20 protein-coding genes, 1 pseudogene and 1 riboswitch are annotated in these 21910 nt (G+C 70.8%); of the genes and pseudogenes, 13 read left to right on the forward strand and 8 right to left on the reverse strand.

The genetic code is table 11. The annotated features are described in order from the left end of the window. Positions 1-193 precede the first annotated feature (193 nt). The gene (gene pspAA / locus FNX44_RS08125) at positions 194-478 is read right to left on the reverse strand and encodes a PspA-associated protein PspAA (protein WP_143647308.1); all 285 of its coding nucleotides are present in this window, start codon (positions 476-478) and stop codon (positions 194-196) included. A 37-nt stretch (positions 479-515) separates the two neighbouring features. Further along, on the reverse strand, positions 516-1295 hold the full coding sequence (locus FNX44_RS08130) for a PspA/IM30 family protein (protein WP_143647326.1): 780 nt from the start codon (positions 1293-1295) through the stop codon (positions 516-518). A gap of 241 nt (positions 1296-1536) precedes the next feature. Here FNX44_RS08130 and FNX44_RS08135 point away from each other — a divergent pair, with 241 nt between their 5' ends. Both FNX44_RS08135 and FNX44_RS08140 read left to right on the forward strand, forming a co-directional pair. Continuing rightward, positions 1537-2139 carry a DUF3043 domain-containing protein gene (locus FNX44_RS08135; protein WP_143647309.1) on the forward strand — a complete coding sequence of 201 codons (603 nt, stop codon included), beginning with the start codon at positions 1537-1539 and terminating at the stop codon, positions 2137-2139. Then, positions 2139-2933 (forward strand): class I SAM-dependent methyltransferase, encoded by a 795-nt coding sequence (locus FNX44_RS08140; protein ID WP_143647310.1) that lies wholly within the window; start codon positions 2139-2141, stop codon positions 2931-2933. The genes FNX44_RS08135 and FNX44_RS08140 overlap by 1 nt, the downstream gene beginning before the upstream one ends. Positions 2934-2964: 31 nt before the next feature. Here FNX44_RS08140 and FNX44_RS08145 read toward each other — a convergent pair. Together FNX44_RS08145 and nadA are read right to left on the reverse strand one after the other, a co-directional pair. Then, positions 2965-3829: pseudogene (locus FNX44_RS08145) on the reverse strand (GNAT family N-acetyltransferase). Positions 3830-3908: 79 nt separating this feature from the next. Beyond that, the gene (gene nadA / locus FNX44_RS08150) at positions 3909-5099 is read right to left on the reverse strand and encodes a quinolinate synthase NadA (RefSeq protein WP_143647327.1); all 1191 of its coding nucleotides are present in this window, start codon (positions 5097-5099) and stop codon (positions 3909-3911) included. A 337-nt stretch (positions 5100-5436) separates the two neighbouring features. Between nadA and FNX44_RS08155 the strand changes: the two genes are divergently transcribed. Next, on the forward strand, positions 5437-5793 hold the full coding sequence (locus FNX44_RS08155) for a HesB/IscA family protein (protein WP_143647312.1): 357 nt from the start codon (positions 5437-5439) through the stop codon (positions 5791-5793). Positions 5794-5893: 100 nt separating this feature from the next. Here the strand turns inward: FNX44_RS08155 and FNX44_RS08160 are convergent, their stop codons facing one another. Further along, positions 5894-7474 (reverse strand): hypothetical protein, encoded by a 1581-nt coding sequence (locus FNX44_RS08160; protein WP_143647313.1) that lies wholly within the window; start codon positions 7472-7474, stop codon positions 5894-5896. Between the two features lie 127 nt (positions 7475-7601). Beyond that, positions 7602-7829 (reverse strand): hypothetical protein, encoded by a 228-nt coding sequence (locus FNX44_RS08165; protein WP_143647314.1) that lies wholly within the window; start codon positions 7827-7829, stop codon positions 7602-7604. A 130-nt stretch (positions 7830-7959) separates the two neighbouring features. On the opposite strand from FNX44_RS08165, the gene FNX44_RS08170 reads away from it, so the two are divergent. After that, positions 7960-8934: a carbohydrate kinase family protein gene (locus FNX44_RS08170; protein ID WP_181354088.1), complete on the forward strand. Its 975-nt coding sequence runs from the start codon at positions 7960-7962 to the stop codon at positions 8932-8934. 67 nt (positions 8935-9001) lie between these two features. Here the strand turns inward: FNX44_RS08170 and FNX44_RS08175 are convergent, their stop codons facing one another. Then, positions 9002-10453: a cysteine desulfurase/sulfurtransferase TusA family protein gene (locus FNX44_RS08175; RefSeq protein WP_143647315.1), complete on the reverse strand. Its 1452-nt coding sequence runs from the start codon at positions 10451-10453 to the stop codon at positions 9002-9004. A 353-nt stretch (positions 10454-10806) separates the two neighbouring features. On the opposite strand from FNX44_RS08175, the gene ctaC reads away from it, so the two are divergent. From ctaC to FNX44_RS08195, 4 genes are all read left to right on the forward strand, one after another. After that, on the forward strand, positions 10807-11772 hold the full coding sequence (ctaC, locus tag FNX44_RS08180) for an aa3-type cytochrome oxidase subunit II (protein ID WP_143647316.1): 966 nt from the start codon (positions 10807-10809) through the stop codon (positions 11770-11772). Next, positions 11769-13508, forward strand: a complete 1740-nt coding sequence (gene ctaD / locus FNX44_RS08185; protein ID WP_143647317.1) for an aa3-type cytochrome oxidase subunit I — start codon at positions 11769-11771, stop codon at positions 13506-13508. Before ctaC ends, ctaD begins: the two co-directional genes overlap by 4 nt. Continuing rightward, positions 13505-13903, forward strand: coding sequence for a cytochrome c oxidase subunit 4 (locus tag FNX44_RS08190; protein ID WP_143647318.1), 399 nt, complete (start codon positions 13505-13507; stop codon positions 13901-13903). The genes ctaD and FNX44_RS08190 overlap by 4 nt, the downstream gene beginning before the upstream one ends. Positions 13904-14021: 118 nt before the next feature. After that, positions 14022-15296: a L,D-transpeptidase gene (locus FNX44_RS08195; RefSeq protein WP_143647319.1), complete on the forward strand. Its 1275-nt coding sequence runs from the start codon at positions 14022-14024 to the stop codon at positions 15294-15296. A gap of 94 nt (positions 15297-15390) precedes the next feature. On the opposite strand, the gene FNX44_RS08200 is transcribed toward FNX44_RS08195, so the two are convergent. Continuing rightward, positions 15391-15795: a hypothetical protein gene (locus tag FNX44_RS08200; protein WP_143647320.1), complete on the reverse strand. Its 405-nt coding sequence runs from the start codon at positions 15793-15795 to the stop codon at positions 15391-15393. 229 nt (positions 15796-16024) lie between these two features. Between FNX44_RS08200 and ctaE the strand changes: the two genes are divergently transcribed. From ctaE to trpD, 5 genes are all read left to right on the forward strand, one after another. Further along, the gene (ctaE, locus tag FNX44_RS08205) at positions 16025-16636 is read left to right on the forward strand and encodes an aa3-type cytochrome oxidase subunit III (RefSeq protein WP_143647321.1); all 612 of its coding nucleotides are present in this window, start codon (positions 16025-16027) and stop codon (positions 16634-16636) included. A gap of 74 nt (positions 16637-16710) precedes the next feature. After that, positions 16711-17529, forward strand: a complete 819-nt coding sequence (gene qcrC / locus FNX44_RS08210) for a cytochrome bc1 complex diheme cytochrome c subunit (RefSeq protein ID WP_143647322.1) — start codon at positions 16711-16713, stop codon at positions 17527-17529. Then, positions 17526-18596 (forward strand): cytochrome bc1 complex Rieske iron-sulfur subunit, encoded by a 1071-nt coding sequence (gene qcrA, locus FNX44_RS08215; RefSeq protein ID WP_143647323.1) that lies wholly within the window; start codon positions 17526-17528, stop codon positions 18594-18596. Before qcrC ends, qcrA begins: the two co-directional genes overlap by 4 nt. Next, on the forward strand, positions 18593-20224 hold the full coding sequence (gene qcrB, locus FNX44_RS08220) for a cytochrome bc1 complex cytochrome b subunit (protein WP_143647324.1): 1632 nt from the start codon (positions 18593-18595) through the stop codon (positions 20222-20224). The genes qcrA and qcrB overlap by 4 nt, the downstream gene beginning before the upstream one ends. Before the next feature lie 172 nt (positions 20225-20396). Continuing rightward, a complete protein-coding gene (gene trpD / locus FNX44_RS08225; RefSeq protein ID WP_143647325.1) occupies positions 20397-21467 on the forward strand; it encodes an anthranilate phosphoribosyltransferase in 1071 nt (356 codons plus the stop codon). Positions 21468-21565: 98 nt separating this feature from the next. Continuing rightward, positions 21566-21684, forward strand: a riboswitch (SAM riboswitch). Positions 21685-21910: the final 226 nt, after the last annotated feature.

Here is a 21910-nt window from a genome sequence, read left to right on the forward strand (position 1 = left end):
GGGGGATGCGGAGAGTGCGGGGCCATGTCCAGAAGTGTCCCCGTTGTCCGGCCGGTCGGCCGGTAACGACCCCGCCCGGTGCGTCCTCCCGACGTGACACGACGCGACGCGCGTGCGACGACGCCGCCCGTCCCGGAGCGCTCCGGGACGGGCGGCGTCGTCGGCACGGCGCGAGCGTGCCCGCCCGCCGGGCCTACGGCTCCAGCGGGATGAGACCGTCCTCGCTCAGCATTCCGCGGACCTCCTCGATGGTGGCCTCGCGGTCCGGGAGGATCAGCTCGGACGGTTCGAGCGTGTCCTCCGGCAGCGGAGTACCCAGCTGGTGCACGGCGTCCAGCAGCGCCTGAAGCGTCCGCCGGAAACCGGGCTCGTCACCGCTCTCCATCTCCGCGAGCAGCTCGTCGTCCAGTTTGTTGAGCTCGGCGAAGTGGCTGTCGTCCAACTTCACCTGGCCTTCCCCCATGATCCTCACGATCACGTTGCGCTCCTTCTCAAGGGGCTGTCAGCCGCGGGCTTCACTGCTTGTCGAACCGAGGGGTCTCCTGCGACTGCTGGCCCTGGGCCCCGCCGCTGTTGCCCTCGATCGCCTGCTGCTGGCCGCCGTTGCCGGCCAGCTCCGCCTTCATCCGCTGGATCTCCAGCTCCACGTCCGTGCCGCCGGAGATGCGGTCCAGCTCGGCGGAGATGTCGTCGCGCGCGGTGCCGGTCGGGTCGTCCAGCGCACCCGAGGCCAGCAGCTCGTCGATGGCGCCGGAGCGGGCCTGGAGCTGCGCGGTCTTGTCCTCGGCACGCTGGATCGCCATGCCGACGTCGCCCATCTCCTCGGAGATGCCGGAGAACGCCTCGCCGATCTGCGTCTGCGCCTGGGCGGCGGTGTAGGTCGCCTTGATCGTCTCCTTCTTGGTGCGGAAGGCGTCGACCTTGGCCTGGAGCCGCTGGGCGGCCAGGGTCAGCTTCTCCTCCTCGCCCTGGAGGGTCTGGTGCTGGGTCTGGAGGTCGGTGATCTGCTGCTGGAGCGCGGCGCGGCGGGTCAGCGCCTCACGCGCCAGGTCCTCCCGGCCCAGCGCGAGCGCCTTCTTGCTCTGCTCCTCCAACTTGCTCGACTGCCCGTTGAGCTGGTTGAGCTGGAGTTCGAGCCGCTTGCGGGAGGTGGCCACGTCGGCGACTCCGCGGCGGACCTTCTGCAACAGCTCAAGCTGCTTCTGGTACGAGTAGTCCAGCGTCTCGCGCGGGTCCTCGGCCCGGTCCAGGGCCTTGTTGGCCTTCGCGCGGAAAATCATTCCCATCCGCTTCATGACACCGCTCATGGGCCTCGCGCGCCCCCTTCTTGTGGACTGTCGAGCCTTGGGCTTCTACAGACCCAGCCTACGGGTCCGGCTTCCATTACCGCACCGCCCGGGGCCCGGCGCTCTCCTTCTCCAGGACGATCGTCGACCCGCCGTCTCCAGCCTGAGTCGTAGTGGACGACGCACACCGTTGTGGGATCGTTCCCACGCGGGGTGGGTCCACGCCTCGCCGCCACGTACTCTTGGGACCGTGTTCCGAAGCCGTTCCAAGGATGAGCAGGCCGCGCCCGCCCCGACGAGTCCGGACCTGACCAAGCAGCAGCGAGACCCGCAGGCGCCCAAGGGCCGCCCCACTCCCAAGCGGAGCGAGGCCCAGGCGCAGCGCCGCAGTGTCGTGAAGGCGCCGACCGACCGTAAGGCGGCGGCCCGGCGGGCCCGGGAGGAGCGCCGCACCGCGCTGGCCAAGCAGCGGCAGGCGCTGGCGACGGGCGACGAGCGCTATCTGCCGTACCGCGACAAGGGGCCCGTGCGCCGCTTCGCCCGCGACTACATCGACAGCCGCTGGCACATCGCGGAGTACTTCCTGCCGATCGCGCTGTTCATCCTGGTGCTCAGCATCGTCCCGAACGCGCAGGCGAAGAGCCTCTCGCTCGTCCTCTGGATGGGTGTCATCGTGATGATCGTCATCGACTCGGTGTTCACCGTGCGGCGGCTGAAGAAGGCACTGCGCGAGCGGTTCCCGAACGAGAACCTCAAGGGCGCAGGCATGTACGGCCTGATGCGCACCATGCAGATGCGCCGGATGCGGCTGCCCAAGGCGCAGGTCAACCGAGGCGAGGCACCGCGCCGCTGATGACCGTCGTCGAGGATTTCGGTAGGGGAGCCGAACGCTGGCTCGGCAACACCGGGAAGCTGCGGGACGCCGTACGGCAGTCCCTGGTGGCACGCCAGCTGGACGAGCAGATCGCCGAGAGCTTCCCGGTGGGCCGCCGGCTGCGGGTGCTCGACGTCGGCCTCGGCCAGGGCACGCAGGCGCTGCGGCTGGCCCGGCTCGGCCACCAGGTCACCGGCCTGGAAACCGACGAACGCATGCTGGAGGCCGCCCGGGCGGCGCTCGCCGACGAGCCGGAGGGCATCCGCGAACGCGTCGAGCTGCGGGTCGGTGACGGCCGGGAGACCGGCGCCCAGTTCGCGCCCGGCACGTTCGACGTGGTGCTGTGCCACGGCGTGCTGATGTACATCGGCGAACCCGGCCCGATGCTCGCCGGTCTCGCCCGGGTGCTGGCCCCCGGCGGGCTGCTCTCGCTGCTCGTCCGCAACGCCGACGCGCTGGCCGTGAGGCCCGGTCTTGCCGGGGACTACGAGGCCGCGCTGGCCGCGTTCGACGACCCGTCCTACACCAACCGGGTGGGAGTTCGGGCCCGCGCCGACCGGCTCGACGCCCTCACCACCGCCCTCTCCGGCATCGGCGCCCCGCTGCGGCGCTGGTACGGCGTGCGGGTCTTCACCGACCAGGCCGCCGACGACGCCGAGGCGCCCGAGGGCGCGGCGTGGGAGCGGCTGATCGCGGCGGAGGAGCGGGCCGGCGAGACCGACCCCTACCGTTCGGTGGCCGCCCTGCTGCACCTGTGCGGCGTCCGCGGCTGAGCTCCGCCGCCCACGGAGGTGGCCGGGACTCTCACAGGTAGGCGCCGGACGGGATGTACGGCGCGGGCGGGCGCATACCGCGTACGCACACGTAGCCGCCGTTCTCCACCCGCAGCCCCGCGTCCAGCCCGACGTCCACCGCCCACTGCTGCTCGGCGGTGAGGTCGTCGACGCGCACGCGCGCGCCGGGCTCGACCGTCAGCAGCGCCGCCGTCAGCAGCCGGGAGGCCAGCCGGCGGGAGGTGGCGGCCAGGAGCTCAACCTTCACGTCCGGGCCGTCCGGCGTGACGTAGCAGTAGCCGCTGCCGGCCAGGTCGTCGCAGACCAGCAGCCGGAAGTCGCGCAGCAGTTCGCGGTGGTCCGGGCCGTGGGCGCCGCCGCGCAGCCGGCGGTCGACGGAGTCGAGCAGATCGAAGGCACCGGCGGAGCCGGGCGCGACCGGGCCGTCGGGCGGCGCGAGCCCGTCGGCGTCGACGGTGCCGCGCAGCCGCATCGCGGGGTGCAGGTCGAAGCCGGCCCGACGGTAGAGGCGGGCGGCGGCGGGGTCGCCGGAGGAGCAGAGCAGCGCGCGCAGACACGCCTTTCCGTGTTCCAGCGCGGCGTCCAGCAGGGTGCGGCCCAGGCCTCCGCCCTGCGCGTCGGGGTGCACGACCAGCAGCGAGAGCCCCCAGGTCCCCTCGCGTCGGGTGCTGAGTACGGCGCCCAGCGGCCGGCCGGAGGAGTCCTCGGCGAGCAGGCAGCCCGTCGGGTCGGTGCGGGCCAGATGGCGGGTGCGGCGGTGGTGGCGGTCGACGCGTTCGGCGGGCCAGGCGCGGCCGTCGTCGCCGAACAGCCTCGGCGAGGGCGCGGACCGCCTCGGCGTCCTTCGCGGTGTCCTGAACTGGTCGGATGATCACCCGGGCATCCTCGCAGCGGCGCCGCCGCGCGGGAACTCCCGGGTGATCATCCGTGATCATCCGTGACGGAGCGACCCGGTCAGGGCAGGGCGAGCATGCGCTCCAGCGCCACCTTCGCGAACTTCTCGGTCTCCGGGTCGACCTGGATGCGGTTGACCACCTTGCCGTCGGCCAGCGACTCCAGCGCCCACACCAGGTGCGGCAGGTCGATGCGGTTCATCGTGGAGCAGAAGCAGACCGTGCGGTCGAGGAAGACGATCTCCTTGCCCTCGGGTGCGTACCGGTTCGCCAGTCGGCGGACCAGGTTCAGCTCGGTGCCGATGGCCCACTTGGAGCCGGCCGGAGCCGCGTCGAGGGTGTTGATGATGTACTCGGTGGAGCCGACGTGGTCGGCGGCGGCGACCACCTCGTGCTTGCACTCGGGGTGCACCAGCACGTTGACGCCGGGCAGGCGCTCGCGCACCTCGTTCACCGAGTCGAGCGAGAAGCGGCCGTGCACCGAGCAGTGGCCGCGCCACAGGATCATGCGGGCGTCGCGCAGCTGCTCGGCGGTGAGGCCGCCGTTCGGCTTGTGCGGGTTGTAGACGACGCAGTCCTCCAGCGACATGCCCATGTCGCGGACGGCGGTGTTGCGGCCCAGGTGCTGGTCCGGCAGGAAGAGGATCTTGCCGTCCTCGCCGGCCTGCTCGAACGCCCAGTCCAGCGCGCGCCTGGCGTTGCTCGAGGTGCATATCGTGCCGCCGTGCCGGCCGGTGAAGGCCTTGATGTCGGCGGAGGAGTTCATGTAGGACACCGGGACCGTGCGCTCGGCGACGCCGGCCTCGGTCAGCACGTCCCAGCACTCGGCGACCTGCTCGGCGGTGGCCATGTCGGCCATCGAGCAGCCGGCGGCCAGGTCGGGCAGCACGACCTGCTGGCGGTCGGAGGTGAGGATGTCCGCCGACTCGGCCATGAAGTGCACACCGCAGAAGACGATGTACTCGGCGTCGGGCCGCGCCGCGGCCTCCCGGGCGAGCTTGAAGGAGTCGCCGGTGACGTCCGCGAACTCGATGACCTCGTCGCGCTGGTAGTGGTGACCGAGCACGAAGACCCGGTCGCCGAGCCTGGCCTTGGCGGCGCGGGCGCGCTCCACAAGGTCGGGGTCGGAGGGGGAGGGCAGGTCGCCCGGGCACTCCACACCGCGCTCGCTCCTGGGGTCGGCCTCCCGGCCGAGCAGCAGCAGCGCGAGCGGCGTGGGCTGGACGTCCAGGGGCTCGGCTGCGTTCGACACGGCGGTCACGGCACGCACCCTTTCTGATGACACGGCTCAACGCTTTTCGTCGATTTGACGCTATCTATCATAACCGGTTCGCGTCAGTGTGACGATGGCCGTCCTGTCCGGTGTGACGCATCTGGCTGCGACGCCGGGGACGATGACCGTCTCCCGTCGGGTGTGCGAGCATGGCAGTGGTGCCCGCTCGCGCGGGGCGCGGAGTAGGCGCCGCAGCGGCGTGAACCACCGCGGCGGCGTGAATCACCGAGAAGGCACCGCCAGACCGGAATCAATCCGGGAGGCCGTCTGTTGCAGCAGTCGGCAGAGCAGTCCGAACAACCCGGGAGAGAAGCAGATGTCCGTATCGGACGAGACCGCTACGACGACTGACGGCATCATCCTGTCCGACGCCGCCGCGGCGAAGGTCAAGGGCCTGCTGGAGCAGGAAGGCCGGGAGGACCTGGCGCTGCGCGTCGCAGTCCAGCCCGGTGGTTGCTCGGGCCTGCGCTACCAGCTGTTCTTCGACGAGCGCTCGCTCGACGGGGACGTCGTGAAGGACTTCGACGGCGTCAAGGTCGTCACCGACCGGATGAGCGCCCCCTACCTGGGCGGCGCCTCCATCGACTTCGTCGACACGATCGAGAAGCAGGGCTTCACGATCGACAACCCCAACGCCACCGGCTCCTGCGCCTGCGGCGACAGCTTCAGCTGACCTGACACACCGCCGCCCTCCTCCAGTCCGACCAGGACCGGAGGAGGGCGGCGCTGTGTTCGCGCGATCTCGCCGGGGTTTCGCGGGGCTTCCGCGCGCCTCAGCGGCGGGACTCGCGCTGCGGCAGCGGCTCGCCGCGGCCGTCCACCACCTCGCGCTCGCCGACCGGCTTCGCCAGCTCGACCTCCAGCCTCATCTCCTTGGCGATCTTGATGCAGACGCCGCCGGGCTGGTGCTCCCGCTCCTTGATCACGATCCGCACCCGGTCGGCGCTCTCCACCGCCTTCGCGGAGTAGTCGCTGCACGCGCCGCCCCAGAAGTGCACGGTCAGCCGCCGGTCACCGGGCCGGTAGGGCTCCACGAACTCACCGGCGTGCGGCAGCGCGGGGTCGGCGGGGTCGACGGAACCCGGCCGGCCGGGCTCCGCACCCGACGGTCCGCGAGAGGCGTCCTTCGCGGGGGCCAGGTACTTCGGGTCGACAGCCGGGTGGATCACCGCGCCGCCGTCCGCCAGCTCGAACCGCCACGACGGCACCAGTACCGGGCGCCCCTCCGACGAGTGCGAGGCCAGACCGAAGACCGCCCGGCGCACCTCGCCGTCCGCGCGCTTCTCCGCCGGCGCCTCGCAGGGCTCCCGCACGCAGTGCGGTCCGGTGGCGCCCGAGGAGCGGGTCCGGTTCAGCTCGGCCAGGGTGCGCTTCGCGTCCAGCACCGGATAGGAGGGGCCCGCCTCCAGCGGGGCGAGCGAGCCGTTGCCGGCCACCACCGCGCCGGTGGCGTCCACGGTCAGGGAGGTGTCCCAGCCCCGCACCGGCAGTCCGTCCAGCTTCGGCCGGGCGATGACCGTGCGCAGTGCGCCGGTGGTCGCCGAGGCGTCCAGCGCCGCCTTCTCCAGGTCGAGCGCGCGCAGCACGGGCGCGGCCGCCTTCTTCGCCCGCTCCTCGGAGACGGGCTCACCGCCGTCCGCGCCGGGGGCCGGCCGGGCCGGGGCGTCGACCGGCGCGTCGCCGTCCGAGCTGACGGCGTCGTCGGGGGAGCCGGGCCGGGAGTCCGGTGCCACGGGCGCTTCCGGCAGGACACCGCCGTCGTGCAGCATCGGGCAGCGCGGCGGCTTGCCCGGGCCCGGCGCGATGCCCGGCTCTCCGCCGGGCTCGGCGCCCGGCAGCTTTCCGCAGCCCGGGCCGACCGCCGGGCCGGTCGCGGTGAAGGTCCACTGCCCGCGCTCGCCCGCGCCGGTGCCGCGAACGCGCAGGCTGGGCCCGGTGCCGTCCCGGCCCTCGGTGACCAGCCAGCCGTCGTCCTGCCGCCGGGGCTCGGCACTGACGCCCAGCGCGTCCGCGAGCCGTTCGACCGCCGCCCGCTGCACCGCGCCCGCGCGGTAGACCGGCGCACGCTCCGGAGCCCGAGGGGCGGGACCGGTGAACCGCAGGTCGGCCCGGTCCCCGGCGTCGCCGTTCGTCCGGGCGGCCTCCTCGGCCTGGCCGTGGCCGTCCAGCACGAGCGGGTCCGGCGTCCGCTGCCCCTCGTCGGAGGCGGCTCCCGTCCGGGGCCCGTCGAACGCCGACTGCAGGAGATAGGTGCCGCCGCCGGCCAGTACCACGGCGGCCGCCACCGAGACGGCCGTCAGCCGCCGTCGGCGCGGCCCGGCCGACGTCTCCTCGGCAGGTGTTCCGGTACTCACCACATCGCTCCTTCGGCTCCCCGAACGCCTTGACGACCCTGGGACGGAGCAGGAGCGCGATCGGTTCCGGGGCCCGGGCCCCGGAACCGATCGGGAGGAGCGTCAGGGGCGATCCGCCGGACCGCCCCTAGTCGCCGTAGTCGGACATGCCGTCCAGCAGCCGGGCGGAACGCGCCGGTACCCGTACGCCGGTCGGGCCGGTCGGCGCCGGCCGCCGCTGGGCGCGGCGCTGGTCGAGTGAGCTCCCCCAGCGGGCGGACATGTGCGAGCAGTCCTGCCGCAGCTGTGCAAGTGATTCCGGCTCGGGGGCGTGGCCGTCGGTGGAGGACGCCTTCGCGGGCGTGCGCTTTGTCATGAAGCTGACGCTACGCATCGTGAGGCGCCCTGGTAAGAGCTACTTTCGGGTAGTTTAGGGGGCTCGTTGACGGTACCCCGAACGGGTAGCGTGGATCTCCACACTTCCGCCACCCCAGGAGCAGACAGCCGTGCGAATCGCCGTTTCCGGCTCCATCGCCACCGACCACCTGATGACGTTCCCCGGTCGCTTCGCCGACCAGCTCGTCGCCGACCAGCTGCACACGGTGTCGCTGTCGTTCCTGGTCGACGGCCTCGACGTCCGTCGTGGCGGCGTCGGCCCCAACATCTGCTTCGGCATGGGGCAGCTCGGCGCCCGGCCGATCCTCGTCGGCGCCGCCGGCTCGGACTTCGCCGAGTACCGCGCCTGGCTCGACCGGCACGGGGTGGACACCGAGTCCGTCCGCATCTCCGAGGTGCTGCACACCGCGCGTTTCATCTGCACCACCGACACCGACCACAACCAGATCGGCTCCTTCTACACCGGGGCCATGAGCGAGGCCCGGCTCATCGAGCTGCACTCGGTGGCCGAACGCGTCGGTGGCCTGGACCTGGTGCACATCGGCGCCGACGACCCGGAGGCGATGATGCGGCACACCGAGGAGTGCCGCGCCCGGGGCATCCCGTTCGCCGCCGACTACTCGCAGCAGCTGGCCAGGATGGGCGGCGAGGAGATCCGCGCCCTCACCGACGGTGCGGCCTACCTCTTCTCCAACGAGTACGAGGTGGCGCTGATCGAGAACAAGACCGGCTGGTCCAGCGAGCAGGTGCTGGAGAAGGTCGGCACGCAGGTCACCACGCTCGGCGCGCGCGGCGTGCGGATCGTGCGGGCCGGGCAGCCCACCATCGAGGTCGGCACCCCGGAGGAGGAGGCCAAGGTCGACCCGACGGGTGTCGGCGACGCCTTCCGCGCCGGCTTCCTGTCCGGGCTCGCCTGGGGCGTCAGCCTGGAGCGCGCCGCCCAGATCGGCTGCATGCTGGCCACCCTGGTCATCGAGACCGTCGGCACGCAGGAGTACGAGCTGCGCCGCGGCCACTTCATCGAGCGCTTCACCAAGGCGTACGGCTCGGACGCCGCCGCCGAGGTGCAGAGCTTCCTGCGCTGAGTCTCCCGCGCCGAGCCGCGGGGCGGTGGGGCGGTCTCGCACCGCCCCACCGGCGGGCCCGGTCGTCTCAGGAGGTGCGGCGGACGCGGTACGCCGTGCCGTCGGCGCCCAGGTACTCCTGGCCGCGCATCGCGCACCAGGCCGGGATGTCCAGCCGCGCCGCCTCGTCGTCCGCGAGCACGGTGACGACCCCGCCCACCGGCACCCGCCCGATCACCTTGGCGAGTTCGATGACCGGAAGCGGACAGCGCTTCCCGAGCGCGTCGACCGTCAGCCCCTCGTCCTCCGCCCGGTCCGCGACTTCGGTGGCCGGGGCAGCGGCCGAGGTGCCGGCCTTCGGGGTGCCGGCCCCGGGCGCGTCGAGTTGGGCGCGGACCGAGGACACCACCTCGGGCAGCACCCGCAGGAACTCCTCGACGTCCGCCCCCGTCGTGCCCGGCGGCAGGGACACCCGTACGTTCCCCTCCGACAGCACGCCCATCGCCCGCAGCACGTGACTGGGCGTCAGCGTGCTGGAGGTGCAGGAGGAGCCCGAGGAGACGGAGAAGCCCGCCCGGTCCAGGCCCAGCAGCAGCGACTCGCCGTCGGCGTACAGGCAGGAGAACGTCACCAGGTGCGGCAGTCGGCGCACCGGGTCGCCGACCACCTCGCAGTCCGGCACCAGGCGGGGCACCGCCTCCCGCAGCCGGTCCACCAGCGCCCGCAGCCGGGCGCCCTCGGCGGCGGCCGCCGCCCGCACCGCGCGCAGCGAGGCCGCCGCGGCGACGATCGCCGGCAGGTCGGGGAAGCCCGGCATCCGGCCGTACTCCCGCTCGTCCAACGGGGGAGCGGGCGCGAACCGCACGCCCTTGCGGACCGCGAGCAGCCCGACGCCGCCGGGGCCGCCCCACTTGTGCGCGCTGGCCGCCAACAGCGACCAGCCCGCCGGCGGGGCCTCCCAGGGCGCCGACTGCGCCGCGTCCACCAGCAGCGGCACCCCGGCGGCCCGGCAGATCTCGGCGACCTCGGCCACCGGCTGGAGGGTGCCCACCTCGTGGTTGGCGGACTGCAGGCACAGCAGCGCGGCCGTTCCCTCCTCACCGGGCCCGTCCTCGCTCGCCCCCGGCCCGCCGGACAGCAGTTCGGCGACCTGCGCGGGGTCGACGCGCCCGAGGCGGTCGACGCCCAGTTCGGCGACCGTGCCGCCGTCGGCCCGGTGGGCGTCGGCGGCGTGCAGCACGGCGGAGTGCTCGACGGCGGAGACGACCAGACGGCGGCTCACCCGTCGACGTCCGGCCAGCGCGCCGGCCACCGCCGCGTGCAGCGCCCGGGTGCCCGAAGGGGTGAAGACCAACTCGTCCGGACGGCAGCCCAGGGACTCCGCCGCGCTCTCCCGCGCGGCGTCCAGCAGCAGGCGGGCCCGGCGGCCCTCCCGGTGCAGTCGTGCCGGGTCGGCCCACCCCTCGTCCAGGGCGGCGAGCAGCGCCTGACGGGCGACCGGATGCGGGGGCAGCGCGGAGGCTGCGTCGAAGTAGACCACGCCAAGACGCTAACTCCCCGCCGTCGGCGCGCCGTCGACACGCCGACGTGTCGCAGCCCGCACGCCACCGGCTCCGACGCGCCGGTCGCGGCGTCGGCCGACGGGTCGAATCCATCGGCGTGTCGGCCTTCTCCCGGGGTGTCGGCGGGCGGCGGAGGAAGGCCGCGGAACAGGGCGTTCCACTCCTTCGGAGGGACCCGCGGCGCGTTAACCACCCTCCCCGCGCGACCCCAAATAGCGTCCAGTAGGGTTTGGTCCGCATAAACATCCAAACCCTGCCCGCGCCAGGGTCGGCGCCCGGCCACCAAGGGCCGCGTCCGGCCGAGCGGGCGAGACTCTCGGGAAGGCGCTACGTGAGTCCCAACGGCTCCGACCGCTCGTCGCGGCGCCCGATGCGGCGGATCCTGCCGCAGGCGCTTGCCGCGGGCCTGGTCCTGGCGACCGCTACCGGTTGCACATCAGAAGACCTCCCCCGCCTCGGTATGCCGACTCCGGTCACTGAGGAGGCGCCGCGGATCCTCTCCCTGTGGCAGGGCTCCTGGGTCGCCGCCATCGCAGTCGGCGTGCTGACCTGGGGCCTGATCATGTGGAGCGTGTATTTCCACCGGCGCTCCAGGACCAAGGTCGAGGTCCCCCCGCAGACCCGGTACAACATGCCGATCGAGGCGCTGTACACGGTCGTCCCGCTGATCATCGTGTCGGTGTTCTTCTACTTCACCGCGCGGGACCAGGCGAAGCTGCTGGAGACCACAGACAAGCCCGACCACGTGATCAACGTCGTCGGCTTCCAGTGGAGCTGGGCCTTCAACTACATCGCCGACGTCGACGGCGACGCCTCCACGGGCGACGCGGCGAAGTCCAAGGAACTCGACGCCATCCCCGACCGGATGCGCATGGCGTTCCCTGAGGGCGCCGAGGGCGTGTACGACTACGGCACCCCCGGCACCCGCAACCCGCAGAACAACAACCCGGGTCCGACCCTGTGGCTGCCCAAGGGTGAGAAGGTCCAGTTCATCCTGACCTCGCGGGACGTCATCCACTCCTTCTGGGTGGTGCCGTTCCTGATGAAGCAGGACGTCATTCCGGGCCACACCAACCGCTTCGAGGTGACCGCCACCAAGGAGGGCACCTTCATGGGCAAGTGCGCCGAGCTGTGCGGCACCGACCACTCCCGCATGCTCTTCAACGTCAAGGTCGTCTCTCCCGAGCGTTACCAGGAGCACCTGAAGGAACTTGAGCGCAAGGGCCAGACCGGCTATCTCCCGGCGGGCATCGCGCAGGCGGAATCGGCCAAGAATGCGGAGACGAACAACCCGTGAGCATCGTCAACGAATCCCAGGGCGTCCCTGAGACGCCCGACGCGCCACAGGGCGCGGCGCCGGTGCGGCGCAAAGCGCCGGGCAGCAAGGTGGTCGGTTGGCTGACGACCACCGACCACAAGACGATCGGCACGATGTACCTGGTCACATCGTTCGCCTTCTTTGTCATCGGCGGCGTGATGGCGCTCGTGATGCGCGCCGAACTAGCCCGGCCGGGCAGCCAGATCGTCTCCAACGAGCAGTTCAACCAGCTCTTCACCATGCACGGCACGGTGATGCTGCTGATGTTCGCGACGCCGTTGTTCGCCGGCTTCGCGAACTGGATCATGCCGCTCCAGATCGGTGCCCCCGATGTGGCGTTCCCGCGGCTGAACATGCTCGCCTACTGGCTCTACCTCTTCGGTTCGACGATCGCCGTGGCGGGCTTCCTGACCCCCAACGGCGCCGCGAACTTCGGATGGTTCGCCTACGCCCCGCTGAACGACGCGGTCCGCTCGCCGGGTGTCGGCGCGGACATGTGGATCATGGGTCTGGCGCTCTCGGGCTTCGGCACGATCCTGGGTGCGGTCAACTTCATCACCACGATCATCTGCATGCGCGCTCCGGGCATGACGATGTTCCGGATGCCGATCTTCACCTGGAACGTGCTGCTCACCGGTCTGCTGGTGCTGCTCGCCTTCCCGGTCCTGGCCGCCGCGCTCTTCGCACTGGAAGCAGACAGACAGTTCGGGTCCCATATCTTCGACGCCGCGAACGGCGGCGCCCTGCTGTGGCAGCACCTGTTCTGGTTCTTCGGCCATCCAGAGGTGTACATCATCGCGCTGCCGTTCTTCGGCATCGTCTCCGAGATCGTCCCGGTCTTCTCCCGCAAGCCGATCTTCGGTTACATCAGCCTCATCGCCGCGACGATCGCCATCGCCGGTCTGTCGGTGACGGTGTGGGCGCACCACATGTACGTGACGGGCGGCGTGCTCCTGCCGTTCTTCTCCTTCATGACCTTCCTGATCGCGGTCCCGACCGGTGTGAAGATCTTCAACTGGATCGGCACCATGTGGAAGGGCTCGCTGAGCTTCGAGACCCCGATGCTCTGGACGATCGGCTTCCTGGTCACGTTCACCTTCGGTGGTCTGACCGGCGTCATCCTGGCCTCGCCGCCGCTGGACTTCCACGTCTCCGACTCCTACTTCGTGGTGGCCCACTTCCACTACGTGGTGTTCGGCACCGTGGTGTTCGCGATGTTCGCCGGCTTCCACTTCTGGTGGCCGAAGTTCACCGGCAAGATGCTCGACGAGCGGCTCGGCAAGATCACCTTCTGGACGCTGTTCGTGGGCTTCCACGGCACGTTCCTGGTGCAGCACTGGCTCGGCGCCGAGGGCATGCCGCGTCGTTACGCGGACTACCTGAACGCCGACGGCTTCACCGCGCTGAACACGATCTCCACGATCAGCTCGTTCCTGCTCGGCATGTCGCTGCTGCCGTTCTTCTACAACGTCTGGAAGACGGCCAAGTACGGCAAGAAGATCGAGGTCGACGACCCGTGGGGCTACGGCCGCTCGCTCGAGTGGGCGACCGCCTGCCCGCCGCCGAGGCACAACTTCGTCACCCTGCCGCGCATCCGGTCGGAATCCCCGGCGTTTGATCTCCACCACCCCGAGATCGCCGCGCTCGACCAGGCGGAGAACCAGACGCAGGCGGAGCTGGCCGGCGCCACGAACGGCAAGGAGGCCGGCAAGTGAAGATCCAGGGAAAGATGTTCCTGTGGCTGAGCGTCTTCCTGCTGGCCATGGCCATCGTCTACGGCGTGTGGTCCAAGGAGCCCGTCGGCACCACGGCCCTGTTCCTGTCCTTCGGCCTGGCGATCATGCTCGGCTACTACCTGGTGTTCACCGCGCGCCGCGTGGACACCGGTGCCGGTGACAACAAGGACGCGGACGTCGCCGACGACGCCGGCGAGCTGGGCTTCTTCAGCCCGCACAGCTGGCAGCCGCTGGCGCTGGGCGCGGGCAGCGCCCTGGCGTTCATGGGCGTGGTGTTCGGCTGGTGGCTGCTGCTGGTCGCGCTGCCGGTGATCCTCGTCGGCCTCTTCGGCTGGACGTTCGAGTACTACCACGGCGAGAACCAGAACCAGTGATCCGTTGATCATCTGATTCGGCATCAGTCAAGGGTCACCCCCGGAGTGTCTTCCGGGGGTGACCCTTTTGCAGCAGTACAGCGCGCCGCCTTGACTTCCCGTCCATAGCGTTGACCCCATGAGGAACGGGACAAACGGAACGCGTCGGGCCGCCCTGGGATGCGCCCTGCTGGTGCCAGTCATGTCGCTGACCGCGTGCGGCGGCGGCTCCTCCCACCCCTTGGCCGCCGATCCGTACGACGCTGCGGGACACGTCGGCGTCAGCGCCGGCGGCGCCCCCGCCGACAGCCGCCCGGTCGACCCGGAGAAGGCCGTCGAGATCACCGCCGAGGGCGACAACGGCCAGCTCACGGACGTGACCGTCACCGACCAGCGGGGGCGCTACCTCGCCGGTGAACTCGCCGCCGACGGCAGCCGCTGGCGCAGCACCGGCCCGCTGGCGGCCGGCGCCACGTACACCGTCCGGGTGAGCACCGAGAACCGCTCCGGACGTCCCGGCCGCGGCACCCTCACCTTCGACACCGCGACCGCCGCGAAGGCCAGGAAGCTCCGCGTGGAGTTCGGCCCGGAGAGCGGCACCTACGGCGTCGGGCAGCCCGTCACGGCCGAGCTGAGCCGTGCCGTGAAGCGCCCGGAGGAACGCCGCCTCGTGGAGGCCGCGCTGCACGTGCGGTCGACCCCTAAGGTGCGCGGCGCCTGGCACTGGGTGGACGACAAGAAGCTGCACTACCGCCCGAAGGACTACTGGCCCACCGGCGCCGCCATCACGGTCGAGTCCACCCTGGCCGGCATCAAGGTGCGCGACGGCCTCTACGGGGCGCGCAGCCAGAAGCTGCGGCTGCGCACCGGCGACCGGGTGGAGGCGGTGGCCGACGCGAGCTCGCTCCAGATGACCGTGAGCCGCAACGGCGAGGTGGTGCGCACCATGCCCATCACCACCGGCAAGGCCGGCTTCCGCACCCGCAACGGCACCAAGGTCGTGCTCGGGCGGGAGTCGTTCGTCCGGATGCGCAGCACCAGCATCGGCATCGGCGAGGGCAGCCCCGACTTCTACGACCTGCCGGTCTACTGGGCCACCCGGCTGACCTGGAGCGGCGAGTACGTGCACGGCGCGCCGTGGTCGTCCGGTTCACACGGTTGGGCGAACGTCAGCCACGGCTGCACGGGGATGAGCACCGAGAACGCCCGCTGGTTCTACAACGCCGTCCGCCCGGGCGACCTGGTCACCCACACCAACACCGAGGGCACCGACATGGCGCCGTTCGGCAACGGCTTCGGTGACTGGAACCTCAGCTGGGAGAAGTGGCTGGAGGGCAGCGCCCTGCACGCTCCCGCGAAGAACGGCGGCGAGCACCCCGAGGCGACCAGGGCCCGGCTGCGGCCCACCCTGTGAGCCGCGCCTCCGGACTGCCGCACGAGGGCCCTCAGGGCCCGCCGGGGAAGATCTCACGGCCCGCCGGGCAGATCTCAGGGCCCGCCGGGCGGACTCAGGCGGCCCTGCGCTGCTCGACCCCGCGCAGCAGCCCGGCCAGCGCCTCGGAGACGGCCACCGGGTCCAGCGGGTGCGGGACGACCGCCTCGGCGCGGCTCCAGGTCGCCAGCCAGGCGTCGGTGGCCCGGCCGATGAGCAGCAGCACCGGCGGGCTGTCGAAGATCTCGTCCTTGATCTGCCGGGCGACGCCCATGCCGCCGGCCGGCGTCGCCTCCCCGTCCAGCACGCACACGTCGACGCCGCCGGCCTCCAGGGCGCTGAGCACGGCCGGCATCGTGGCGCACTCCAGGTACTCCACCGTCGGCACGTCGGCTGCCGGGCGGCGGCCGGCGGCCAGCCGCACCTGCTCGCGGGTGTTGGCGTCGTCGCTGTAGACCAGCACCGTGGCCGTCGGCTGCATCGTTCCTCCGCGTTGTGTGGTCGGATCGTGTTCGGAACGTCCCGGGGACCTTCGTGCGCACCACGGGCACCGGCTCGGATGCTACTCCCTCTCACGCCCCGTCAACACCGCTTGGAACCACCCGGTCGGCGGCCGTTCGACCAGCCGTTCCCGCAGCGCACACCGGCCCAACACACCGAACGGGACCCCCCGAAGTGAGGACGGAATAAGCGACCGACATAATGTCGGCGTGGCGACAGCAACAGCAGTAGAAACCGGGCACGCGCACCCGTCGGTCAACCGACCGAACCTCACCAGCGTCGGAACCATCATCTGGCTGAGTTCCGAGCTGATGTTCTTCGCGGCCCTCTTCGCGATGTACTTCACCCTGCGATCCGTGATGGGAGCCGAGTACTGGGCCGAGAAGTCAGAGGCGCTCAACCTCCCCTTCGCGCTCACGAACACCACGATCCTGGTGCTCTCCTCGCTCACCTGCCAGCTCGGCGTCTTCGCCGCCGAGCGCGGTGACGTGAAGAAGCTCCGCTCCTGGTTCGTGGTCACGTTCGTGATGGGCGCGGTCTTCATCGGTGGACAGGTCTACGAGTACGCCGAGCTGGTCAAGCACGAGGGGCTCTCCCTCTCGTCCGACCCCTACGGCTCGGTCTTCTACCTGACGACCGGCTTCCACGGCCTCCACGTGACCGGTGGCCTGATCGCGTTCCTGTTCGTCCTGGGACGGACGTACATGGCGCGGCGGTTCACCCATCACCAGGCGACCGCGGCCATCGTCGTGTCCTACTACTGGCACTTCGTCGATGTCGTCTGGATCGGCCTCTTCGCCACGATCTACTTGATCAAGTAGCACCGGCGGACGCCGGACCACCACAGACACTGCCAGAAGCATCGACGCAGAAGATCCTGACACCGGGGTAATCCGTGAAAAAGCTCTCCGCACGACGGCGCCATCCGCTGGCGGCGATCGTCGTTCTACTCTTCGCGCTGGCGGCCACCGGGGGGCTGTACGCCGCGTTCGCTCCTGCCGGCCAGGCCAAGGCCGAGCAGTCGAACCTCTCCCTCGACATCGAGGAGGGCAAGAAGCTCTTCGCCGTCGGCTGCTCCAGCTGCCACGGCACCGGCGGCCAGGGAACCTCCGACGGGCCGAGCCTGGTCGGCGTGGGTGCCGCCTCGGTCGACTTCCAGGTCGGCACCGGCCGCATGCCCATGCAGGCGCCTGGCGCCCAGGCGCCCAAGAAGCCCAAGGTCTACAACGAGGAGGAGACCCGGCAGCTCGCCGCGTTCGTCGCCTCGCTCGGCGCCGGCCCCGAGATCCCCAAGCCGGAGCAGTACAGCATCAAGGGCCTGACGGGCGAGGAGATCGCCGCCGGCGGTGACCTGTTCCGCCAGAACTGCGCCCAGTGCCACAACTTCACCGGTGAGGGCGGCGCCCTCACCAAGGGCAAGTACGCCCCCAACCTGGCCGACGTGGATCCGAAGCACATCTACGAGGTCATGGAGACCGGCTCCCAGGCGATGCCGTCCTTCCCCGAGGGCATCATGCCGGAGAAGGAGAAGCGGCAGATCATCGCCTACCTGGACCAGGTCAACACCTCCAAGACGGAGAACCCGGGCGGCTACGGGCTGGGCGGCTTCGGCCCGGTCAGTGAAGGCCTCTTCGCCTGGACCATCGTCCTGGCCCTCCTCATCGGCATCACCGTCTGGGTCGCGGCCCGGAACGCCAAGGCCAGGAAGTCATGAGTAGCGAACACGGATCCGAGAAGAACGTGTCTGACGACGACAAGAGCCTGCCCGAGAAGCAGGACACCGCGGCCGGCGGCGAACTGGAGAAGAACCCGTTCGCCGACCCCGGACTCCCGCACCACGAGCCGCGCATCCAGGACATCGACGAGCGGGCCGCCAAGCGGTCCGAGCGCGTCGTCGCCCTGTTCTTCACCATCTCGATGCTGGCCACGGTCGCCTTCATCGTGTCGTTCGTGGTCTTCCCGATCGACAAGATCTTCTACCTGTGGCCGCTCGGCCACATCAGCGCGCTGAACTTCTCCCTCGGACTGAGCCTGGGTGTCGCGCTGTTCGCCATCGGCGTCGGCGCGGTCCACTGGTCCCGCACGCTGATGGACGGCACGGAGATCGTCCAGGAGCGGCATCCGATCGACAGCACCCCGGACGAGAAGGCCGCCGCGCTGGCGACCTTCTCCAAGGGCGCGGAGGACTCCGGCCTCGGCCGGCGCAAGCTGATCCGCAACACCATGTTCGGTGCGCTGGCCCTGGTGCCGCTGTCCGGTGTGGTGCTGCTGCGCGACCTCGGCCCGCTGCCCGAGGACAAGCTCCGCCACACCATGTGGCGCAAGGGCCTGAAGCTGATCAACATGAACACCGGTCAGCCGCTGCGGCCGGAGGACATCTCGGTCGGCTCGCTCTCCTTCGCCAAGCCCGAGGGCCTGGAGGAGGGCAGCCACGACTTCCACCGGGAGATCGCCAAGGCGGCCCTGATGCTCGTCCGGCTCGAGCCGGGTGACATCAAGGACAAGCAGGAGCTCGACTGGTCCCACGAGGGCATCGTGGCCTACTCGAAGATCTGCACGCACGTGGGCTGCCCGGTCAGCCTCTACGAGCAGCAGACCCACCACGTCCTGTGCCCCTGCCACCAGTCGACGTTCGACCTCTCCGACGGCGCGCGCGTGATCTTCGGCCCGGCCGGCCACCCGCTGCCGCAGCTGGCGATCACGGTGAACGACGAGGGTGAACTGGTGGCGCGAGGCGACTTCGCCGAGCCCGTCGGCCCGAGCTTCTGGGAGCGCGGATGAGCAAGACAAACGCGAGCGGCCGGAGCAAGGCGCCGGGCGGCGAGCGGATCGCCGACTGGGCCGACGGACGCCTGGGCATCTACAAGGGTGCCAAGAAGAACCTGAGAAAGGTCTTCCCGGACCACTGGTCCTTCCTGCTGGGCGAGATCGCGCTCTACTCGTTCATCATCATCATCCTGACCGGTGTCTACCTCACCATGTTCTTCAAGCCGAGCATGGCCGAGGTGCACTACCACGGCAGTTACGTCCCCATGCAGGGCGTGATCATGTCGGAGGCGTACGCCTCGACGCTGGACATCAGCTTCGACGTGCGCGGCGGTCTGCTCATGCGGCAGATCCACCACTGGGCGGCGCTGATCTTCCTGGTCGCGATGTTCGTCCACATGATGCGGGTGTTCTTCACCGGCGCGTTCCGCAAGCCGCGCGAGCTGAACTGGCTCTTCGGCTTCCTGCTGCTCGTGCTCGGCATGTTCACCGGCTTCACCGGCTACTCGCTGCCGGACGACCTGCTCTCCGGTACCGGTGTCCGCTTCATGGAAGGCGCGATCCTCGCCGTCCCGCTGGTCGGCACCTACCTGGCGATGTTCCTGTACGGCGGCGAGTTCCCCGGCACGGACATCATCCCGAGGTTCTTCACCTTCCACGTGCTGCTCCTGCCGGGCATCATGCTGGGCCTGGTGGTGGCGCACCTGATCCTGGTCTTCTACCACAAGCACACCCAGTACCCGGGTGCCGGCCGCACCAACAACAACGTCGTCGGCTTCCCGCTGATGCCGGTGTACATGGCCAAGGCGGGCGGCTTCTTCTTCCTGGTCTTCGGCCTCATCGCGATCATCTCGGCGACGTTCACCATCAACGCCGTCTGGGTGCTCGGCCCCTACCGCCCCGACCTGGTGTCGACCAACGCGCAGCCCGACTGGTACATGGGCTTCTCCGAGGGTCTGATCCGCGTCATGCCGGGCTGGGAGTGGGTCATCCCGACCGGGCACACCCTGAACTTCGGTGTGCTGGTGCCGCTGATGATCTTCCCGCTGGTGCTCGCCTCGATCGCGGTCTACCCGTTCTTCGAGGCCTGGGTCACCAAGGACAAGCGGGAGCACCACCTGCTGGACCGCCCGCGCAACGCCCCGACGCGCACCGCGTTCGGCGCCGCGTGGATCAGCTGGTACTTCGTGATGCTGGTCGGCGGTGGAAACGACCTCTGGGCGATCCACTTCGACCTGTCGATCAACGCGATCACCTGGTTCGTGCGCATCGGCTTCTTCGTGGTGCCGGTCCTCGTCTTCATCGTCACCCGCCGCATCTGCCTGGGCCTCCAGCGCAGGGACCGGGAGAAGGTGCTGCACGGCCGCGAGACGGGCATCATCAAGCGCCTGCCGCACGGTGAGTTCGTCGAGGTCCACGAGCCGCTCTCGCGGGAGCAGCTGCACTACCTCACGCAGCACGACCAGCCGAAGCCGGCCGAGCTGCCGGCGGCCGTCGACGAGAACGGCGTCGAGCGGAAGGTCGGCCGCCTGGAGAAGCTCCGGGTGAAGATCAGCCAGGGCTACTTCGGCCCGAGCGGTCAGATCGAGAAGCCGACGGCCGAGGAGTACAAGGCGATCCAGAGCGGCCACGGCCACCACTGACCGCCCACCGGGCAGCGCCCGGTACTCCGTAGCAGTCGCCACAGCGCTGGGCCCCGTCCGACACCCGGACGGGGCCCAGCGCCGTACCGGCGACCTCGATAGGGTGGTCGTCGTCGGCACCGGCACGTGGCCGGGCCGCCACCCCACAGAACGATCACCAGGAGCGTGAGCGATGAGCGCCGTTACCCCCGCAGGAGGCGACACCGTGGCGGACCGCTCCTGGCCCGAGATCCTGAGCACCCTGCTCGCCGGTGAGAACCTGAGCGCCGAGGCGACCGGCTGGGCGATGGACCGCATCATGCGCGGCGAGGCCACCGACGCGCAGATCGCCGGCTTCGCGATGGCGCTGCGTGCCAAGGGCGAGACGGTCGAGGAGGTCACCGGCCTGGTGCGGGCGATGTACGCGCACGCCAACACCATCGAGGTACCGGGCCCGACCGTGGACATCGTCGGGACCGGCGGCGACCGGGCGAAGACGGTCAACATCTCCACCATGTCGGCGATCGTCGTCGCCGGCACCGGGGCCACCGTCGTCAAGCACGGCAACCGGGCGTCCTCCTCCGCCAGCGGCGCCTCCGACGTGCTGGAGAAGCTGGGCGTCAACCTGGAGCTTTCACCCGAACGAGTGGCCGAGGTCGCGGTCGAGGCGGGCATCAGTTTCTGCTTCGCCGTCAAGTTCCACCCCGCGCTGCGGCACGTCGCCGGCGCCCGCCGGGAGCTGGGCGTGCCCACCACGTTCAACTTCCTCGGCCCGCTGACCAACCCGGCCCGGGTGCGGGCCCAGGCCACCGGCGTCGCCGACGCCCGGATGGCGCCGATCCTCGCCGGGGTACTCGCCGAACGCGGCACCTCCGCCCTGGTGTTCCGAGGCGACGACGGACTGGACGAGCTGACCACCACCGGCACGTCCACCGTCTGGATCGTGCGGGACGGCCAGGTGCGCCGGGAGTCCTTCGACCCCCGGGACGTCGGCCTCGAACTCGTCCCGATCGAGGCGCTGCGCGGCGCGGACGCCGCCCACAACGCCGACGTCGCCCGCCGCCTGCTGGACGGCGAGCAGGGCCCCGTACGGGACGCCGTGCTCCTCAACTCCGCCGCCGCACTGGTGGCCCTGGAGGAGGACGACCACGGGCGCGGCCTCGCCGAGCGGTTGGCCGCCGGGATGGCCAAGGCGGCCCAGTCGGTGGACTCCGGCGCCGCCCGCGCTGCCCTGGAGCGATGGGTCGCCGCCAGCCACGCGTAGGGCTTCCGACGCGCCGGTGGGGCCCCGAGGTACGTACCTCGGGGCCCCACCTCTTCGCGGTCGCACCCTCCGCGCGGGATGTGGCATACTCGCGGCCAGGTCACGAGTGACAGCGAATTCGGCCCCGGCCCGCTGTCCGGCAACCCTCCTTCCGTGGCGGGGTGCCCCGGGTGATGACCGGGCCGCACGACAGCAGGGTCTGCGGCAAGCGCGGTCGAGGGAGTCCATCTCGTGTTTCGGCGAATGTCCTAGGGCGTCACGCCCCGCCTCCGGTTCCAGCCCTTCCCGGCGAGCCCCCCTTTTCCCGTCGCGGCGCACCCCGCCGACGGTTGCGCCGGTGCCGTCCGGCCGACGTGCCCGGCCCGCTCGTCGTGGACCCCTCCGCCCTGAGTTCTCGGGAGAGTCCGTCATGTCCACTTCCTCCGCCACCCTCTGTCCGACCC

The sequence above is a fragment of the Streptomyces alkaliterrae genome (genome assembly GCF_007097205.2).
Classification (GTDB): Bacteria; Actinomycetota; Actinomycetes; order Streptomycetales; family Streptomycetaceae; genus Streptomyces; species Streptomyces alkaliterrae.

Excerpts from the sequence above, each read along its gene's own strand:
- FNX44_RS08130 (WP_143647326.1), bottom strand. The coding sequence starts at position 1,295 with ATGAAGCGGATGGGAATGATTTTCCGCGCGAAGGCCAACAAGGCCCTG.
- FNX44_RS08140 (WP_143647310.1), top strand. The coding sequence starts at position 2,139 with ATGACCGTCGTCGAGGATTTCGGTAGGGGAGCCGAACGCTGGCTCGGC.
- FNX44_RS08155 (WP_143647312.1), top strand. The coding sequence starts at position 5,437 with ATGTCCGTATCGGACGAGACCGCTACGACGACTGACGGCATCATCCTG.
- FNX44_RS08165 (WP_143647314.1), bottom strand. The coding sequence starts at position 7,829 with ATGACAAAGCGCACGCCCGCGAAGGCGTCCTCCACCGACGGCCACGCC.
- FNX44_RS08195 (WP_143647319.1), top strand. The coding sequence starts at position 14,022 with ATGAGGAACGGGACAAACGGAACGCGTCGGGCCGCCCTGGGATGCGCC.
- FNX44_RS08200 (WP_143647320.1), bottom strand. The coding sequence starts at position 15,795 with ATGCAGCCGACGGCCACGGTGCTGGTCTACAGCGACGACGCCAACACC.
- qcrA (WP_143647323.1), top strand. The coding sequence starts at position 17,526 with ATGAGTAGCGAACACGGATCCGAGAAGAACGTGTCTGACGACGACAAG.
- qcrB (WP_143647324.1), top strand. The coding sequence starts at position 18,593 with ATGAGCAAGACAAACGCGAGCGGCCGGAGCAAGGCGCCGGGCGGCGAG.
- trpD (WP_143647325.1), top strand. The coding sequence starts at position 20,397 with ATGAGCGCCGTTACCCCCGCAGGAGGCGACACCGTGGCGGACCGCTCC.